This is a genomic window from Streptomyces sp. NPDC000880, from assembly GCF_053599675.1.
In genome coordinates, this window is record NZ_JBSFMS010000077.1 from 14,448 (window position 1) to 33,101 (window position 18,654).

Annotated in this window: 10 protein-coding genes and 1 pseudogene; 8 read left to right on the forward strand and 3 right to left on the reverse strand. The window is 69.0% G+C overall.

Annotated elements, in window-relative coordinates:
- Positions 1–10 precede the first annotated feature (10 nt).
- Positions 11–5,320, reverse strand: coding sequence for a pullulanase-type alpha-1,6-glucosidase (gene pulA / locus ACWDO5_RS23145; protein WP_450532249.1), 5,310 nt, complete (start codon positions 5,318–5,320; stop codon positions 11–13).
- 238 nt (positions 5,321–5,558) lie between these two features.
- A pseudogene (locus ACWDO5_RS23150) lies at positions 5,559–6,941 on the reverse strand (alpha-amylase); the annotation flags it as partial.
- 322 nt (positions 6,942–7,263) lie between these two features.
- On the opposite strand from ACWDO5_RS23150, the gene ACWDO5_RS23155 reads away from it, so the two are divergent.
- The 6 genes from ACWDO5_RS23155 (at position 7,264) to ACWDO5_RS23180 (ending at position 14,269) form a co-directional block, all read left to right on the forward strand.
- Positions 7,264–8,562 carry an extracellular solute-binding protein gene (locus tag ACWDO5_RS23155; RefSeq protein ID WP_450532250.1) on the forward strand — a complete coding sequence of 433 codons (1,299 nt, stop codon included), beginning with the start codon at positions 7,264–7,266 and terminating at the stop codon, positions 8,560–8,562.
- 121 nt (positions 8,563–8,683) lie between these two features.
- Positions 8,684–9,625, forward strand: coding sequence for a carbohydrate ABC transporter permease (locus ACWDO5_RS23160; protein WP_450532251.1), 942 nt, complete (start codon positions 8,684–8,686; stop codon positions 9,623–9,625).
- A complete protein-coding gene (locus ACWDO5_RS23165) occupies positions 9,622–10,515 on the forward strand; it encodes a sugar ABC transporter permease (protein WP_450532252.1) in 894 nt (297 codons plus the stop codon). Before ACWDO5_RS23160 ends, ACWDO5_RS23165 begins: the two co-directional genes overlap by 4 nt.
- A 106-nt stretch (positions 10,516–10,621) precedes the next feature.
- Positions 10,622–12,238, forward strand: a complete 1,617-nt coding sequence (locus tag ACWDO5_RS23170) for a glycoside hydrolase family 13 protein (protein WP_450532253.1) — start codon at positions 10,622–10,624, stop codon at positions 12,236–12,238.
- Position 12,239: 1 nt separating this feature from the next.
- Positions 12,240–13,304 (forward strand): LacI family DNA-binding transcriptional regulator, encoded by a 1,065-nt coding sequence (locus ACWDO5_RS23175; protein WP_450532254.1) that lies wholly within the window; start codon positions 12,240–12,242, stop codon positions 13,302–13,304.
- Positions 13,305–13,378: 74 nt separating this feature from the next.
- Positions 13,379–14,269, forward strand: a complete 891-nt coding sequence (locus ACWDO5_RS23180) for a phosphatase PAP2 family protein (protein WP_450532255.1) — start codon at positions 13,379–13,381, stop codon at positions 14,267–14,269.
- A gap of 30 nt (positions 14,270–14,299) precedes the next feature.
- Here the strand turns inward: ACWDO5_RS23180 and ACWDO5_RS23185 are convergent, their stop codons facing one another.
- Complete coding sequence (locus ACWDO5_RS23185; protein ID WP_450532256.1) at positions 14,300–17,287, reverse strand: bifunctional [glutamine synthetase] adenylyltransferase/[glutamine synthetase]-adenylyl-L-tyrosine phosphorylase; 2,988 nt, start codon at positions 17,285–17,287, stop codon at positions 14,300–14,302.
- 227 nt (positions 17,288–17,514) lie between these two features.
- On the opposite strand from ACWDO5_RS23185, the gene ACWDO5_RS23190 reads away from it, so the two are divergent.
- The gene (locus tag ACWDO5_RS23190; RefSeq protein WP_450532257.1) at positions 17,515–18,057 is read left to right on the forward strand and encodes a pyridoxamine 5'-phosphate oxidase family protein; all 543 of its coding nucleotides are present in this window, start codon (positions 17,515–17,517) and stop codon (positions 18,055–18,057) included.
- A gap of 27 nt (positions 18,058–18,084) precedes the next feature.
- Positions 18,085–18,516 (forward strand): VOC family protein, encoded by a 432-nt coding sequence (locus ACWDO5_RS23195; RefSeq protein WP_450532258.1) that lies wholly within the window; start codon positions 18,085–18,087, stop codon positions 18,514–18,516.
- Positions 18,517–18,654 lie beyond the last annotated feature (138 nt).

An 18,654-nucleotide genomic window follows, 5' to 3' on the forward strand; every position in this document is an offset into this window, starting at 1 on the left:
CGCGTGATGGTCAGCCGCGGGCGAAGACGGCGACGGTGCGCGCCGGGACGGTGAAGCCGCCTGAACTCCCCTCGTAGGACGATGCCTTGGTGGTACGGTCCGCGCCCGCGGCTTGTACGCGGTGCAGGGCGTACGGCTTCCCGGCCAGCTCGGGGACCCGCTGGGTCTGCTGCTCGGGCGTCGCGTTGAAGACCACGACCAGGTCCCCGGCCCGCATGGTGATCACGCCCGGCGTCTCGTCCTTCCCGGAGCGCGGGAAGGAGACCGATGACTGCACCTCGCCCGCCGTGCCCAGACTGAATGCCTGCTCAGTGGCGCGGATGGTGAGCAGATCGCGGTAGGCGGCCGACGCGCCGTTGATCTGCGCACAGTCCGCCGTGAGCGATGTGGCTGTCAACAGGGGCTTCGCGTAAGGCCACTTGGCCTTGTTGTCGGCCTCCGGCGGCAGCCCGCGGCCGAAGCCGTTGCCGTCCCGGCAGTCCCAGTGGACCGCGTTGAACCAGTCGCCGCTGTCGTACGAATTGCGGTCCAGCGACTTGGAGCGGAGCAGGTCCGTCCCGGCCTGGGAGAGCGCGGGGCCCTGGGAGAGCGCCGCGGTCGCCATCGCCAGCACCTGCATACGCCCGCGGTCGGCCGGTGACGTACCCGGCGGCAGTTTGAAGGCGAGGGCGTCGTAGAGGGATTCGTTGTCGTGGGCGTCCGCGTAGGCGAGGGCGTCGCCGGGAGCGGAGGCGTACCCGGCCGGGGCGCCGTTGTAGTCGACCTCGGAGCCCTTGACGGTGCGGCCGGAGCTGTCGGTGAAACTGTACGCGGCGAGGTTGCCCGTAAGACCGACCTTGATCAGGTCCTGGTAGTGCAGAAGGCGGGCTTTCTGCTGGGCATCGGTGCCGTTCGACGATGAGGAGTTGGGGTCGGTGTAGAGCCCCGAGGCGAAGCCCTGGACGCCCGGGTCCTCGTCGAAGGGGCCGCCGCCGCGCACCGCGTCACGGGCCCGGTCGGAGAAGGTCGCCACTCCCGTATTGGCCATGTTCTTCTGGGTGGCCTGGACGAAGCGGGCGTCGTCCGCGATCTCCCCGAAGTTCCAGCCCTCCCCGTAGAGAATGATCTTCTTGCCGTCGACGCCGTCACGGGCGATGGTCAGCTCGTCGAGGGCCGCGCGCACCGCGAGGATGTTTGCCTTCGGGTGGTGGCCCATCAGGTCGAAGCGGAAGCCGTCGACCTTGTACTCCTTGGCCCAGGTGACGACCGAGTCGACGACGAGCTTGCCCATCATGGCGTTCTCGGGCGCGGTGTTGGCGCAGCAGGTGGAGGTGGCGACGGTGCCGTCGGCGAGCAGCCGCTGGTAGTAGCCGGGCACGATCTTGTCGAGTACCGACTTGTCGGCCTGGCCGCTGGCCACGGTGTGGTTGTAGACGACGTCCATGACGGTGCGCAGACCGCTGGAGTTCAGGGCCTGCACCATCTGCCGGAATTCGACCGTACGCCGGGCCCCTTCCGGGTCGGAGGCGTACGAACCCTCGGGGACGGTGTAGTGGAGCGGGTCGTAGCCCCAGTTGTACGCGTCCTTCGCGGCGGCCTTGGCGATACAGGCCTGCTGCTCGTCGGAGTCGGGTGCGTACACCTTCAAGTCGCAGGCGGGTGAGGCCTGGTCGGACTTCTTCTCCGGGATGGTGCCGATGTCGAAGGCCGGCAGGAGATGGACGTAGGAGGTGCCGGAGGCGGCAAGCGCGCGCAGGTGCCGCATGCCCTGCGAGTCGCGGTCGGTGAAGGCGAGGTACTGGCCGGGGTGGTTCGATGTGCGGTCCGCGACGGAGAAGTCACGGATGTGCAGCTCCTGGATCTGCGCGTCGCGCAGCGGCACGGCCGTGGGCTTCTTCGTCGAGGCCCAGCCCGCGGGTGCGAGCTTCGGATCGGCGAGATCGACGACCAGGCTGCGGGCGGAGTCGGTGGTCAGGGCGGTGGAGTACGGGTCGGTGACCTTGTTGGTGACGACCTTCTGCACGGCCGGTGCCCAGACCTTCACCGCGTAGCGGTACGGCTTCCCGGCCCAGGTCTTCGGCCCGGTGACCGACCAGACGCCACTCGCGCCGTCCCGCCGCATCGCGACCCTCTTCCCGTCGAGATCGAGGGAGACGGACTGAGCGGTGGGGGCCCAGAGGGAGAGCGTGGGCCGGCCGCGGTTGTCGAAGACGGGCCCGAGCTTCGCTCCGGTCGCGTCGTACAGGTCGTCGAGTACACCCGGCAGCTGTACGCCGGTGGCGGCGAGCAGCGCGCCGGTGGCCGCGCGCTGGGTGGCGATCAGCTGGCCGCGCAGGGACTCACGGACCCTGTCCCGGTCGCGGGGGTCGACGGTGAAGGCCGAGTAGTCCTTGAGATGGGGGTACTTGGTCTTCTGCGCGTCGCTGAGCGCGGACGGTGTGAGCCGCAGCCAGCGGCCCTCGTCCGACAGCGCCCCGTCGACGACGGAGATGTCGCCGTCCTTCGCGTACACCAGCTGCTGGCTGGTGGCGGCGGTGGCCTTCACCTTCCAGACGACGGTGTCCCGGTCGATCCACTGGGCCTCCGCCTTGGCCAGGTCGAGGGAGGGTGCGCCGCCGGTCTGCGGCAGCAGATACGTCGGCTGCCCGGCCAGCAGCCACACCTCGTTCGAGTACGTCGCGAGGTCCAGGGACTGGTCGGTCGGCAGGTCCTTCTGGTCGCCCTTGTGGACGATGTAGCTGAGCGAGGTCGCGCCGGCGGCCAGCGGCACCTCGAAGGTCACTCCGTACGCGTCCGTGCGCACCGGCTGGAGCGGCCCCGACCAGTCGGTGGGCGATGCGGCGCCCGTCCAGGTGTGCAGACCCCAGTCGTCGTAGTCGCCGTCGGCCCGGTGGTAGTGGAGGACGGCCTTGGTCTTGTCCTGCGGCGGGTAGGCGCCGTCGGGCGCTCGGTCGGCCTGGCCGTCCTTGCCCTGCTCGATCCACACCTCGCCGGTGCGGGCGAGGTCGACGGTGCGCTGCGGGCCGTCCGCGGTGCCGTTCTTCTCCACGGTGTACGGGACGGTCGCGGCACCCTCGGGGAGTTTGACCCAGGCGAAGGCGCCGTAGGCGTCCCGCCCGGTGAAGGAAGCCGTGGTGTCACCGGACCCCAGCTGCCAGCCGTCGTAGTCGGCGCCGGTCCGCTTGTAGTGGACGACGGCGTAGTCGCGCTCGACGGCCGCCGGCTTCTCGGGCGGCGGGGCCTGACCGGCGGACGTCGAGGCGAGAGAGCTCGCGGTACGGCCGGCACTGTCCACCACAACTGCCTTGTAGCGCAGGGGTGTTCCGGCCTTCACCTTCTGGTCGATGTACTGGGTGACCTTGTACGGGGCGTGGTCGGCCGAGCCGAGGGTGCGCCACTTGCCGTTGCCCATCTGGGCGGCGAAGACGACGCGGTTCAGCTGTCCGCCGGTGGTGTCCGCCGTGATCTCGACGGTGCCGGTGGCCCCGGCGACCGGGGCCTTGAGGGTCACGGTCGGCCTGGCGGCGGGCTCGGCCAGGGGCTTCGCGGCCCGGAGCACCACCGACGACAGCGCGGGAACGGTGAGCGTGATCCTGCCTTCGGTGGCGCGGACGGTGCCCGAACCGCCGTACAGGACCCGGAAGTCCACGGCGTCCACTGGCAGGGTCACCGTCTTGGGCGCGGTCCCGTTGTTGGCGGCGACGAGATACTCGATGGGCCCAGTGCGCGCCTTTGCGTCCGTACGGGAGAAGGCGTACACCGAGTCCTTGGAGTACCGCTCCTGCTGGACGCCGTTGCGCAGCGCCGGGTGGTCCTTGGTGAGCTTCGACAGCGCGGCGATCGACCGGTAGACGGGGTGCGCCGGGTCGTACGCGTCAGAGGCGTGGGTGCGGTCCGTGCCCAGCTGGTCGTCGTCCAGATAGTCGGCGGTCTTCGAGGCGAAGAGGCTCTGGCGGGCGTCCTTGTCGCCGCCCGCGCCGGTGAAGCCCTGCTCGTCGCCGTAGTAGATCACCGGGTTGCCGCGGCCCAGGAACATCAGCTCGTTGGCGAGCCGTGCGCGCCCGAGGAGTTCGGCGTCGTCGGCCTTCGGGTTGTCCTGCTTGAGGAAGGTGCCGATGCGGCCCATGTCGTGGTTGCCGAGGAAGGTCACCTGCTCATAGGCGTTGGCCTTGTCGGTGGTGTAGCGGTAGTCGTTGCCGAAGACGGCGGCGAGCTTATCGGCGGGAGCACCCTGCGAGGCGTAGGCGCGGGCGGCGTCCTGGAAGGGGAAGTCGAGCGTGGCGTCCAGCCGGCCGCGGGTCACATACGGCGAGGTGATCGCCGTGTCCGCGGCGAAGACTTCGCCGAACATGAAGAAGTCGTCCCGGCCGCGCTCGGCCGCGTACCCGTCCAGTGCGGTCGCCCACTGGGTCCAGAAGTCCATGTCGACATGCTTGACGGTGTCGATGCGGAAACCGTCGATGTCGAAGTCCCGCACCCACTTCTCGTAGATCTTCTCCATGCCCTTCACGACCTCGGGACGCTCGGTCCACAGATCGTCGAGGCCGGAGAAGTCGCCGTACTCGGCGCTCTCGCCCGCGAAGGTCGAGTCGCCGCGGTTGTGGTACATCGTCGGGTCGTTGAGCCAGGCGGGGACCTTCTGGCCACCGGCCGTCGGGGTGTACGGGAAGGAGTCGCCGTCGACCGTGCCGATCCGCTCACGGTCGTCGAAGGGGCGGCCTTCGGTGTCCAGGTACGGGTAGGCGCCGGTCGGCCGGTAGCCGTACTTCTTCTCGGCGTAGTCGACAGTGTCGGCGGTGTGGTTGGTGATGACGTCGAAGAAGACCTTCATGCCCTTGCCGTGCGCCTTGTCGATCAGCTTCGCCAGGTCGGCGTTGGTGCCGAAGTGGGGGTCGACCTGGGTGAAGTCGGTGATCCAGTAGCCGTGGTAGCCGGCCGAAGCCTCCTTGCCGGTGCCCTGCACGGGCCGGTTCTTGAAGATCGGAGCGAGCCAGATGGCGGTGGTGCCTAGGCCCTTGATGTAGTCCAGCTTCTGGGTGAGGCCCTTGAGGTCGCCGCCCTGGTAGAAGCCCTTGTCGGCCGGGTCGTAACCGGTCTCCAACCGCGAACCGGCAAGTCCGCCACGGTCGTTGGAGGTGTCGCCGTTGGCGAACCGGTCAGGCAGGACGAAGTAGAACTGCTCCCGCGTCAGATCATGCCGCGCGGGTTCGGCGGCGAGCGCCTTGTCGGAGGGCGGTGCGGGCGGTCTGGCCGCACCGGCGGCCGACCCGGCGGGTATGAGCGCCGCGAACAGGGCGGCCGCGACGGCGATCGCTGTGCCGCGCGGGGTGGTGGTGGTCACGGGTTGGTTCTCCTTGGGTGGAGGACAACTGAGGGATTGGTGTCGGGGGGGGCGGGCTGCGCGGGGGCGGGGCGCCGCCCCGGACCCGGCGACACCGGACGCGCCCGGGTCGGGGCACGAGCCCGCCCTCACTCCCACAAGCAGGCGAACCCAGTGCGCGGCCCGGCAAGGCGGGCGGCACATGGCCGCCGCAGGCCAGGAGGCTCGGCAACCACCGACGCCCCCCGGACAGGGCCTAACAGCTGCGCGCGCCCGCGTGCAGCGCCACCGCCGTGTTCGGGCCGAGCGTCGCCGTGAACTGGCCCGAGCCGTTCACCGTCACCCCCCTGCCGTTCTGCACATCGCAGTAGTCACCGGCCGGCAGTGACGTCTGGAAGGTACGCGTCAGCGCCCAGGCCTCGTGGTTGATGGCCACGTACGCCTTCGAACCCCGCCCGAACGCGATCTGGTCCCCGCCGTTGTCCCACCAGTTCGTGACGCCCTGACCGCGCGCCACGTTCCGGAAGGCCACCATCGAGGCGATCTCGCGCCAGGCGTGCTGGCACTTCCAGCCGTCCTGCCAGCACGCGTTCACCGTCCCGCCGTTGGGCGGCCCCGCGTCCCTGTCCGACCATTCGTAGCCGGAGTGGACGTCGGGCGCTCCGTACGGCCACGCCAGCATGAAGACATTCGCCAGCGTGTAGTTCGCGCCGTCCTTGTAGTTGAGGGTGTCGCCGCCGCGCTCGGTGTCGTGGTTGTCGACGAAGACCGCGGACTTGCCGGACTCCATGTACCCCCACCCCTCGCCGTAGTTCTTCAGATACGCGAGGTTCTCGTTGTTGAAGACCCGCTTGAGGGCGCGGGCGTAGCGGAACTCCTGGACGTCCCCCGTCCCCAGGTACTCACTCGGCGAGACCGCCTCGCCCGCGCCGTAGATCGCCTCCTGCTTCCAGTACGCGCCCGGGTTGCTGAGCCTGGACTTGATGTTCGCGAGATCACCCGCCGGCATGTGCTTGGCGGCATCGATGCGGAGGCCGTCGACGCCGAGCGAGAGAAGATCGTTCAGGTATGCGGCTATTCGTCCGCGTACGTACTCCTCGCCGGTATCCAGGTCGGCGAGCCCGACCAGCTCGCAGTTCTGGACGTTGGCCCGGTTGCCGTAGTTGTCGCCGATCTGCGAGCGGCAGTCGTCCATGTCGGCGCCCGAGTAGGTGCCGGGGTAGTTGTACTTCTCGTACGACGAGCCTCCCGTGCCGGTGCCGGATGCGGACGCCATGTGGTTGATGACGCTGTCGACGACGACCTTGACGCCCGCCGCATGGCAGGTGTTCACCATGGCGCTGAACGCCGCGCGGTCACCGAGACGGCCGGCGATCTTGTAGCTGACGGGCTGGTACGAGGTCCACCACTGACCGCCCTGGACATGCTCCTGCGGCGGTGAAACCTGAACAAATCCATAGCCCGCAGGTCCGAGCTGTTCGGTGCACGCCTTGGCGACCGAGGCGAAGCGCCACTCGAACAGGACGGCGGTCACGTCCTTGCTGCCCGGCGGCGCCGCGTCGGCGGCTTCCGGCGGTCCGGTCACGGCGACTGCCGCGCCCGCCACCAGGGCGAGTGCGGCAGCCAGAGGTCTGCTGGCCATATCTCCTCCTGCACAACGCTGTGCATGCGTGGGGGGGAAGTGCGAGTGACTGAGCAGCCTCGTGAGACAACGCGCCATGCCTGAAAAGGCTCTTGAAGTTTCTTGCGGCTCTTGCAGCAAGTGCCATGTCCTGCTGCGCAGCAGACCGTAGGAGGAGCATCCCCCGCGGTCAAGCCCCAGGACACAAGGAGGTTACAACCTGGAAACCTTGCCGCTTTCTTTCTGCAAGCTCTTTCGCAAGGTCTTGCAAGACTGTTAACTTCACGCCGCAGCAGCCCGGCCCGAGGGACAGGCAGGGCCTGACCTCAACGAGGAGATCACGATGCGCAAGGGCATATCGGTCGCCGCGATCGTCGGCGTACTGGCTCTTACCGCCAGCGCCTGCGGTGGCAGCGACGGCGGTAGCGACAGCAGCGGCAAGAAGGCGGCGGAGGACCCCAAGGGCGTCACCGGTTCCATCACCTGGTGGGACACCTCCAATGAGGCCGAGGGTCCGACGTACGACAAGCTGGTCGCGGCGTTCCAGAAGGAATACCCCAAGATCAAGGTGACGCGTACGCCGGTCTCCTTCGACCAGGCGGAGCAGAAGTTCAAGACCGCGGCCCAGTCGGGCAAGGGCGCGCCGGACGTCATCCGCACCGATGTCGGCTGGTCGGCCGGGTTCGCCAACCTCGGCTACCTCCAGCCGCTGGACAACACCCCGGCGCTGGACAACGCCGGCGACTTCCTGCCCGGCCCGCTCTCCACCGCCAAGTGGAAGGGCGAGACGGTCGGCGTGCCGCAGGTCACCGACACCCTGGGTCTCCTCTACAACAAGGAGATCTTCAAGAAGGCCGGCATCGCGGCGCCGCCGGCCACCTGGGACGAGTTCATCGCGACCGCCAAGACGATCAAGGCGAAGACGGGTATCACGGGCACCCAGCTCAACCCCGAGGGCTACTTCTCGCTGCCGCTCCTGTACGGCGAGGGCGCGGACATGCTCGACGTCGAGGGCAAGAAGATCACCGTGAACTCCTCCGAGGCCGTCAAGGGCATGGAGACCGCGCTCAAGCTGGTCCAGTCCGACGTCGCCCTCAAGCCCGCCACCACCGACGGCTATGTCGCGGCCCAGACGTCCTTCAAGGACGGCAAGGTCGCCATGGTGATCAACGGCCCCTGGTCGGTCTCCGACGACTACAGCGGCAAGGCTTTCAAGGACAAGAACAACCTGGGCATCGCGAACGTCCCGGCCGGCTCCTCCGGCAAGGCCGCGGCGCCCATCGGCGGTCACAACTACTCCGTCTACCGCGGCTCCAAGAACAAGGACGCGGCGTACCTCTTCGTGAAGTTCATGTCCTCCGCGAAAAGCCAGGAGCTCACTGCCAAGGAGATCAACACCCTCCCGACGCGCAAGTCCGCGTACACCGACGCCGTCACCGCCGACCCGGCGAAGAAGGCCTTCCAGCAGGCGCTCACCGTTGCCAAGTCCCGCCCGGTGATCCCCGGCGTCGGCGACCTGTTCGTCGCGTACGACCAGCACTACGTGAAGATCCTCCGCGGCGATGTTTCGCCGAAGGAGGGCCTGGATGCGCTGGCCAAGGAGTGGAACACCAAGCTCCTGAAGGACTACAAGATCGGCTGACGCCAGACTCCGGTCCGGTCGGCTGGGGGATCCGTCCCCGCCTCGCGTGGGACGGACCCCACGCGCCCAGCCGACCGGGCCGGTCCGCCGTGACTGACCAACCCCGTACGTACGGAGAGAGATGAGCACCCTCGTAGTCCGGACCAGAAGGTCCTTCACCACCCACTGGTACGCGTGGGCCATGGTCCTGCCCGTGGTGGTGGTACTCGCCGTGCTCGTCGGCTATCCGCTGGGCCGCGGCATCTATCTCTCCTTCACCGACGCCAATGAGGCCAACATCGGCCGGACGATCGGTGATTTCGAGGTCCCGGCGAGCTATGAGTTCGTCGGCCTCGACAACTACTGGAACATCCTCTCCGGCAAGGAGGGATCGTTCTATCCGCGCCTCACGTGGACCGTCATCTGGACCGCGAGCTGCGTCTTCCTGCACTACACGATCGGCCTTGCGCTCGCGATGCTGCTCAACCGCAAGATGCGCGGCCGCGCCCTGTACCGCGTGCTGCTGATCCTGCCCTGGGCGGTCCCGGCCTTCGTCGCCGCGTTCGCCTGGAAGCTGATGTACAACACCAACAACGGCGTGCTCAACGAGCTGCTGTCCAAGATCGGCATCGGTGCGGTCGACTGGCTCGGCGACCCGACCATCCAGAAGCTGTCGGTCATCGCGGTCAACACCTGGCTCGGCGTGCCGTTCATGATGGTCGCGATTCTCGGCGGCCTGCAGTCCATACCGCGAGAGCTGCACGAGGCCGCCGAAATGGACGGCGCCTCGCACTGGCAGCGATTCTGGAATGTGACGATGCCGGGTCTGCGGCCCGTCAGCTCCACCGTCATCCTGCTCGGCACCATCTGGACCTTCAACATGTTCCCGATCATCTACCTCGTGATCGGGCAGGCCGGCGGCACCGAGAGCGAGATCCTGGTGACGTACGCCTACCGCCTCGCCTTCCAGGGAGTACGGGACTACGCGGGCTCCGCCTCGTACGGCATCGTGATCCTCTCCCTGCTCCTGGTCTTCTCCGTCTTCTACCGCAGGATGCTCAGCCGTCAGGAGGTCGCCAAGTGAGTGCCGTCAAGGAAGCAGTGATACCGGCCACCACCCGCATCTCCGCGCGCCCGTCCGTACGTGCGCGGGGCGAGCGGTCCAAGGGCGCGTCGATCGCCCTGCACGCCGCCCTCATCCTCGCCTCCGTCATCGCCCTGTTCCCGATCGCCTTCATCGTGCTGGTCTCCATCCGCGGTGAGAACGGCTGGACCCACCCGATGGAGATGAGCGGCTTCACGCTCGACAATTACAGCCATGTGCTGGGCGACACGGAGTTCGCGACCTGGTTCCTGAACTCGGTCGTGATAGCAGGCGGCACCGTGCTGGTGGGCGTGCTGATCGCGGCCAGCGCCGGTTACGCGGTCTCTCGGATGCGCTTTCCCGGTCACAAGTCGCTGATGTGGTCTTTCCTGATCTCGCAGATGTTCCCGGTGGCGGTGCTGATCGTGCCGCTCTACAACATCATGGGGAAGCTGGGCCTGCTCGACTCGTACGGCGGTCTGATCCTCACCTACTGCTCGTTCTCCGTGCCCTTCTGCGCGTGGATGCTCAAGGGCTATTTCGACACCATCCCCGCCGAGATCGACGAGTCGGGCCGGATCGACGGACTGTCGCCGTTCGGCACGTTCTGGCGGCTGATCGTGCCGCTCGCCCGACCGGGCCTGGCGGTGACCGCGTTCTACACCTTCCTCACCGCCTGGGGCGAGGTCGCCTTCGCCTCACAGTTCATGAGCAGCGAAGGGAAGTACACCCTCTCGGTCGGTCTGCAGACCTTCGTCGGCCCCCACCGGGCCGAGTGGGGCCTGATGACGGCCTCGTCGGTGCTGATCCTGCTCCCCGCCGGCCTGCTCTTCTTCTTCGCCCAGAAGCATCTGGTGGCCGGCCTCACGGCAGGCGGCACGAAGGGCTGACCGGGAGACTTCGTATCCGGTCCGCGCACCACGCGTTGACCAGGGGGTGCGGGACATCCCCATATAAGACAGCACGACGTATTTGACGACCTAAAAGGGAACGCAAATGACCCAGGAGCTCGCTCCCACCCTCCGCCACCAGCCTGCCGCGCACTCGGCGGGCTGGTGGCGGGACGCCGTCATCTACCAGGTGTACGTGCGCTCCTTCGCCGACAGCGACGGGGACGGCATCGGCGATCTGCGGGGCATCCGCGGGCGGTTGCCGTACCTCGCGGACCTGGGCGTGGACGCCTTGTGGCTCACTCCCTTCTACGCGTCCCCGCAGGCCGACGGCGGCTACGACGTGGCCGACTACCGTGCCGTGGACCCGCTGTTCGGCGATCTGTCGGACGCCGACGATCTCGTACGCGAAGCGCACCGGCTCGGGCTGCGCGTCATCGTCGACATCGTGCCGAACCACACCTCGGACGAGCACGTCTGGTTCAAGGCCGCGCTCGCCGGAGGGGACGAGCGCGACCGTTACCACTTCCGCCCCGGCAAGGGCCGAGGCGGCGAACTGCCGCCCAACGACTGGGAGTCCGTCTTCGGCGGCCCGGCCTGGACCCGCACTGAGAGCGGCGACTGGTACCTCCACCTCTTCGCGCCCGAGCAGCCCGACCTCAACTGGGAGCACCCCGCCGTACGCGAGGAGTTCGAGTCGATCCTGCGTTTCTGGCTCGATCTGGGCGTCGACGGATTCCGTATCGACGTCGCCCACGGCATGGTCAAGGCGGCGGGACTGCCGGACATCGGGCTGAGCGAGCAGGCAAAGCTGATCGGCGCGCAGGTGCTGCCGTTCTTCGACCAGGACGGCGTCCACGAGATCCACCGCTCCTGGCGGTGGCTGCTGGACAGTTACGAGGGCGACCGCATCGGGGTCGCCGAGGCGTGGGCACCCTCGGCCGAGCGGCTCGCGCTGTACGTACGCCCCGACGAGCTGCACCAGGCCTTCAACTTCCAGTTCCTGACCTGCGCCTGGGAAGCGGACGCGATGCGGAAGGTCATCGACGAGTCGCTGGCCGCGACCGCGTCGGTGGGAGCGCCGACGACATGGGTGCTCTCCAACCACGACGTCGTACGCCACACCACCCGCTACGGCGGCGCGCCCGTGTTCTCCGACGAGTGCGGCCTGCGGCGTGCCCGGGCCGCGGTGCTGCTGACGCTGGCGCTGCCCGGCTCCGCGTACATCTACCAGGGCGAGGAGCTGGGTCTGCCGGAGGTCACCGATCTGCCGGACGCGGTGCGCCAGGACCCGGCGTTCTTCCGCGGCGCCGGCCAGGACGGGATGCGCGACGGCTGCCGGGTGCCGCTGCCGTGGTCGGGCGAGCAGGCTCCGTACGGCTTCGGCCCGGGCACCAGCTGGCTGCCGCAGCCCGAGTCCTGGAAGGAGCTCTCGGTCGAGGCGCAGACCGGCGATCCGCGCTCGACGCTGGAGCTGTACCGCTCGGCGCTCGCGCTGCGCAAGGACCTGCCGGGCCTCGGCGACGGGGAGATGGAGTGGCTGGCGGGCCCCGACGGCGTGCTGGTCTTCCGCCGGCCGGGTCTGGTCTGCACCCTCAACACGCTGGCTTGTGAGGCCGAACTGCCCGTCCCCGGACGGCCGGTACTCGCCACCGCCGCCCTCGAGTTCAGCGGCGGCACTGTCCGTATTCCGGGAGAAACGTGCGTTTGGTGGGCAGTCTGAGATGCGCCCGGTACAGTCCAATCCTGTGACCGCACCCGCACGACTGGCAGACATCGCAGCCCAGGCGGGGGTCAGCGAAGCGACGGTGAGCCGCGTCCTCAACGGAAAGCCCGGTGTCGCCGCGACCACCCGCCAGTCCGTACTCGCCGCGCTCGACGTCCTTGGCTACGAGCGTCCCGTACGGCTGCGCCAGCGCAGCGCGGGCCTGGTCGGACTGATCACGCCGGAGCTGGAGAACCCGATATTTCCCGCCCTGGCCCAGGTCATCGGGCAGGCGCTGACCCGCCAGGGCTATACCCCGGTGCTTGCGACGCAGACCCCGGGCGGGTCCACAGAGGACGAGCTGACCGAGATGCTCGTGGACCGGGGAGTCTCCGGCATCATCTTCGTATCCGGACTGCATGCCGATACGAGTGCCGACATGCAGCGGTACGAGCAGCTGCGGGCGCAGGGCGTGCCTTTCGTGCTCGTCGACGGTTTCTCGCCGAAGGTGCAGGCGCCATTCATCTCCCCCGACGACCGGGCTGCGATGCAGCTCGCGGTGACGCATCTGGCGTCACTCGGTCACGCTCGGATCGGTCTGGCGCTGGGGCCGCGGCGCTTCGTTCCCGTACTGCGGAAGATCGAGGGCTTCGTCCGCGCGGTCCAGGACCAGCTGGGACTGGATCCGCAGACGATCGAGACCGATCTCATCCAGCACTCCCTCTACACCCTGGAGGGCGGTCAGGCGGCCGCATCGGCGCTGATGGACCGCGGATGCACGGCGGTGGTGTGCGCGAGCGACATGATGGCGCTGGGGGCGATACGGGCGGCGCGGCAGCGGGGGCTTGAGGTGCCGGACGACATTTCTGTCGTAGGTTTCGACGATTCTCCGCTGATCGCCTTCACGGATCCGCCGCTGACCACGGTACGCAAACCGGTGCCCGCGATGGGTCAGGCGGCGGTCCGCACGCTCCTGGAGGAGATCGGCGGCACCCCGGCCCCACACAGTGAATTCGTCTTCATGCCTGAGCTGGTGGTTCGTGGTTCAACCGCGTCAGGACCCGGAGCCGTGGGTCGTCCGTAAGGAGTAGGGGGTGCGCCCCGAACGCTACCGGGGGACGATCAGTGTGGAGGAAGCATCTGGCAGACTCTCGTCCTATGGGTGAATCGACCGTGAAATCTATGGAAGGCCGGACGGCCACCCCGTCACCCATGGTGGACGAGGCCACCGAAGCGCCGTCGCGCAGTCGGCTGCAGCAGCTACGGTCGCCCGGCCGCCCGCGGATCTGGTTCGAAATCCTGCTGATCGCGGTGAGTTACTGGACGTATTCGCTGGTCCGCAATGCCGTTCCGGAGCAGAAGGAACAGGCGCTGCGCAACGCGGACTGGATCTGGCATGCCGAGCGGTCGCTCGGCTTGGCAGTGGAGCAGACGGTCAACCACGCCGTGAATTCGGCGACATGGCTGATCGTCTCGATGAACTATTACTACGCCACGCTGCATTTCATTGTGACGATCGGCGTGCTGGTGTGGCTCTACCGGAGCCATCCGGGCCGCTATGCGGCTGCCCGTCTTGTCCTGTTCGCGACGACAGGTGTGGCGCTGGTCGGATACTACCTGTATCCGCTCGCGCCGCCTCGGCTGATGAACGGCAACCACTTCATCGACACGGTCCTGGTCCACCACACCTGGGGCTCGATGGCCTCGGGCAACCTGAAGAACATGTCGAACCAGTACGCCGCGATGCCGTCGATGCACATCGGCTGGTCGCTCTGGTCCGGCGTCATAATCTTCGCGCTGGTGTCGGCGCCGTGGGGAAAGATCCTCGGTCTGCTGTATCCGGCGTTGACGCTGGTCGTCATCGTGGCCACCGCGAACCACTTCTGGCTGGACGCGGTGGGCGGCATGATCTGCCTGGCCTTCGGCTTCGTGTTGTCGTACGCGTGGTTCCGGGCGTATCCGCACCAGCTGCCGCGGGGGGTCCCGGCGGTGGAAGAGGAGGCGAGCCGCCCGCGGGTGGTTCGCGCGCTGAGCTTCTCGCGCCGCTAGGGCCGGCGATACCCAGACCGGCCCGCGTGCCTACGCCCCGTAGAACAACTCCTCCACGACCGCCCGCGCCCTCCGCGTGATCCGCCGGTAGTCGTCCAGCATGTCCCCCACGTGGCCCGGCCCGTACCCCAAGTACCGCCCCACCGCCCCCAGTTCGCGCGCGTCCGACGGGAACGTGTCCCCCGCGCGGCCGCGGACCAGCATCACGCCGTTGCGCACCCGCGTCGCCAGCACCCACGCCTCGTCCAGAATCTGCGCGTCCTCCGTCGCGATCAGACCCGCCGCGTGGGCAGCCGCCAGCGCCTCACGGGTCCGCGTCGTGCGCAGGCCCGGTTCCGCCCAGCCGTGGCGCATCTGGAACAGCTGGACCGTCCACTCGACGTCGCTCAGCCCGCCCCGGCCCAGCTTGGTGTGGAGCGTCGGGTCCGCGCCCCGCGGGAGGCGTTCGGACTCCATCCGGGCCTTCAGCCGGCGGATCTCGCGTACGGCGTCGTCGCCCAGCCCCTCGGCGGGGTAGCGCAACGGATCGATCAGGTCCACGAAGCGCCGGCCCAGCTCCATGTCGCCCGCCATCGGCTCCGCCCGCAGCAGTGCCTGGCTCTCCCATACCAGCGCCCACCGGCGGTAGTACGCCTCGTAGGAGGCGAGCGTGCGCACCAGCGGGCCGCTCTTGCCCTCCGGCCGCAGATCCGCGTCGATCAGCAGCGGCGGGTCCGCCGTCGGCACCTGCAGCAGCCTGCGCATCTCCGTGACGACGGTGTTCGCGGTGCGGGTCGCCTCCTGCTCGTCCACCCCCTCGCGCGGCTCGTGCACGAAGAGCACATCCGCGTCGGAGCCGTAACTCTGCTCGTGCCCCCCGAAGCGGCCCATGCCGATGACCGCGAACCGCGTCGGCAACGTGTCGCCCCAGTGCTCCCGCACAGCCGCCCTCAGCGCGCCCGCGAGCGTCGCCGCGTTCAGGTCGGTGACCGCGTTCCCGACCCGGTCCACCAGCGCCCCCGGGTCCGCCTCGGCCGGGCTGTCCTCGGTGCCGTACGAACCGATCAGATCGGCCGCTGCGGTACGGAACAGCTCCCGCCGCCGCACGCCACGGGCCGCGGCGACCGCCGCCTCCGCCGTGTCCGCGCGCCCGACAGCCGCCAGGATCTCTTGTTCCAGATGATCCCGGCCGCGCGATTTGAGGCCCTCCGGGTCGCCGAGCAGGGCCACCGCCTCGGGCGCCCGCAGCAGCAGATCGGGGGCGAGCCGCCCGGCGGACAGCACCCGCGCCAGGTTCTCCGCGGCCGCGCCCTCGTCCCTCAGCAGCCGCAGATACCAGGGCGTCTTGCCGAGCGCGTCGGACACCTTGCGGAAGCCCAGCAGCCCGGCGTCCGGGTCGGACGAGTCGGCGAACCAGCCGAGCAGCACGGGCAGCAGGGTCCGCTGAATCGCGGCCTTGCGGGTCACACCCGACGACAGCGCCTCCAGATGGCGCAGGGCGGCGCCGGGATCGGCGTAGCCCAGCGCCTCGAGCCGCTGCCGCGCCGCCTCCGGGCTGAGCCGCGTCTCGCCGGGTGTGAGCTGTGCGACGGCGTCGAGCAGCGGCCGGTAGAACAGCTTCTCGTGCAGCCGCCGCACCACCGACGCGTGGCGCTTCCATTCCTTGTTGAGCTCGGCGACCGGGTCCGTACGCAGTCCGAGTGAGCGGCCGATACGCCGCAGATCGGCCTCGTCCTCCGGCACCAGATGCGTACGCCGCAGCCGGTACAGCTGGATGTGGTGCTCCATGGCGCGCAGAAAGCGGTACGCGGAGTCCAGCTGCGCCGCGTCCGCCCGCCCGACATAGCCGCCTGCCGCCAGCGCCCGCAGCGCGTCCAGCGTGCTGCCGCTGTGCAGGGTCGCGTCGCTGCGCCCGTGCACCAACTGCAGCAGCTGTACGGCGAACTCGACGTCCCGCAGCCCGCCGGGGCCCAGCTTGAGCTCGCGCTCCACCTCCGCGACCGGGATGTTGTCGACGACGCGGCGGCGCATCTTCTGCACGTCAGCGACGAAGTTCTCGCGATCGGCGGCCTGCCACACCAGCGGTGAGACGGCCTCGATGTAGTCCTCGCCGAGCGAGGGGTCCCCGGCGACCGCCCGGGCCTTCAGCAGCGCCTGGAACTCCCAGGTCTTGGCCCAGCGCTGGTAGTACGCGAGATGGCTGGAGAGAGTGCGCACCAGCGGGCCGTTGCGCCCCTCGGGCCGCAGATTGGCGTCGACCGGCCAGATCGTGCCCTCGACCGTCGTCTCGGAGCAGATCCGCATCAGGTGGGACGCCAGCCGGGTCGCGGCCTGCATGGCCTTGCTCTCGTCGGCGCCCTCGGCCGGCTCGCCGACGAAGATGACGTCCACGTCGGACACGTAATTGAGCTCGTGGCCACCGCACTTGCCCATGGCGATGACGGCGAGCCGGCACAGCGCGGCGTCGGCGGGCGCGGCGGTCCGGGCGATGGCGAGGGCGGCCCGCAGTGTGGCCGTTGCGAGGTCGGCCAGTTCGGCGGCGGTCTCGGCGACGTCCGTCGTGCCGCACACATCGCGGGCCGCGATGGAGAGCAGGCACCGCCGGTAGGCGATCCGCAGTGTGACCGGGTCGTTCGCATCGGCGAGGCAGCGCTCGAACTCCTCGACGCCCGGGTGCAGATCGGTCGCCTCGTAGGTGACGAGGGCCTTCCAGTCGCTCGGGTGGCGGGCCAGATGGTCGCCGAGCGCTTCGGACGCGCCGAGCACTCCGAGCAGCCGGTCGCGGAGGGGCTTCGCTGTGACCAGGGTGTCGAGGAGGCTCTGCCGGACCGCCGGTTTCTGCGCCTCCACGAGCCGTACGAGGCTGCGGAGCGCGAGGTCGGGATCGGCGACCGCGCCGAGCGTGTCGAGGAGCACGGGGTCGCTTCGTACGGATGCCATGTCGGGGAGGCCGAGGAGCCGCTCGGCGGCGGAGGGATCGGTGAAGCCGTGCCGCAGCAGTCGCGTGAAGGTACTGCTTCTGCGCCCCGGCACCGTCATCCCGCCGTCTCCCGTCCTGCCCGGTCAAGGTATGTCCGGTTCGATCCCGATCAAGGTACGGGTTCGAGCCTAGCCGCAGGGGCCCGCGAGGGACCCCGGTGATCCTCGCCCTTAATCCTCGCCCTTGCGCGCAGCCTGGCATCCGGCGGGATGACCGCCGGCCGATGAGTACGGGGGCCGGGCGCGGTCAACACATTCGGTGACCCCGAATGTGTGAGGACCGCGCCATGCCTGAAAGCACGCACCTGCCCGAGCGGACCCCGGTGGCCGAGCTGGACGCCCGCTACAGCGACCCGAAGGCCACGGCCGCCGACTGGGACCGGGCGGTCGCCCTCCTGGAGGCCGCCGAGATCTTCTGGCTGTCGACGGTCCGCCCCGACGGCCGCCCGCACGTCACCCCGCTGATCGCCGTGTGGCAGGACGGCGGGCTGCATTTCTGCACCGGCGCCGACGAGCGCAAGGCCAGGAACCTCCGCGACAATCAGGAGGTGGTCCTCACCACTGGCGCCAATGCCCTCAAAGAGGGCTACGACCTGGTGATCGAGGGCACGGCGGCGCGCGTGAGTGACGAGGCGCGACTGCGCTCACTGGCCGCCGCGTACACCGAGAAGTACGGCACGGACTGGCAGTTCGACGTCCGCGACGGCACCTTCGTGGGCGACGGCGGCCCCGCCCTGGTCTTCCGCGTGGAGCCACGGACGGCCTTCGGCTTCGGCAAGGGCGACCCGTACGCCCAGACCCGCTGGCAGTTCACCCAGTTCGCACAGTGATTCGCACAGTGATAGGGAGCAGCACCGATGGAATGGACGCTCGAAGTCGTCACCGTTCCGGTCACGGACCTGGACCGGGCGAAAAGCTTCTACGAGGACAACTGCGGTTTCAAGGTCGACACCGACACCCGCATCAGCGACGACGTCCGCATCATCCAGCTGACCCCACCGGGCTCCCGCTGCTCGATCGCCCTCATCTCGGGCATGCCTCCTGCCCCGGGCCAGCGCGCGATGGAACCCGGCTCGCTCCAGGGCCTCCAGCTGTGCGTGACGGACATCCACACGGCCCACTCCGAACTGGCCGACCGTGGCGTGGAGGTCAGCAACGTCCAGCACCTGGGCGCGAACGGCTGGGAGGACGGCAGCGGCGACACCTGGAACTCGTTCATGTTCTTCAAGGACCCCGACGGCAACGGCTGGGTGGTCCAGGAGGCACCGGCACCGCTGGCCGACCGCTGAGCCGGGAGACCTTCGCTCCGGCGGGCAGCGACTGGATGTGCACGGCCAACCCGATGGCCGTAATCGGGAGTTCGCCGTGTCAAGGACCCGGCCGGCAACGGTGGGGCGGTGCGTGAGTACCGCGTACGCGGTACTCAC

Bases quoted from the DNA above. Each gene is read 5' to 3' on its own strand.
- ACWDO5_RS23190 (WP_450532257.1), top strand. From the start codon at position 17,515: ATGCCTGAAAGCACGCACCTGCCCGAGCGGACCCCGGTGGCCGAGCTG.
- ACWDO5_RS23175 (WP_450532254.1), top strand. From the start codon at position 12,240: ATGCGCCCGGTACAGTCCAATCCTGTGACCGCACCCGCACGACTGGCA.
- ACWDO5_RS23160 (WP_450532251.1), top strand. From the start codon at position 8,684: ATGAGCACCCTCGTAGTCCGGACCAGAAGGTCCTTCACCACCCACTGG.
- ACWDO5_RS23185 (WP_450532256.1), bottom strand. From the start codon at position 17,287: ATGACGGTGCCGGGGCGCAGAAGCAGTACCTTCACGCGACTGCTGCGG.
- ACWDO5_RS23170 (WP_450532253.1), top strand. From the start codon at position 10,622: ATGACCCAGGAGCTCGCTCCCACCCTCCGCCACCAGCCTGCCGCGCAC.
- ACWDO5_RS23180 (WP_450532255.1), top strand. From the start codon at position 13,379: ATGGGTGAATCGACCGTGAAATCTATGGAAGGCCGGACGGCCACCCCG.
- ACWDO5_RS23195 (WP_450532258.1), top strand. From the start codon at position 18,085: ATGGAATGGACGCTCGAAGTCGTCACCGTTCCGGTCACGGACCTGGAC.
- ACWDO5_RS23155 (WP_450532250.1), top strand. From the start codon at position 7,264: ATGCGCAAGGGCATATCGGTCGCCGCGATCGTCGGCGTACTGGCTCTT.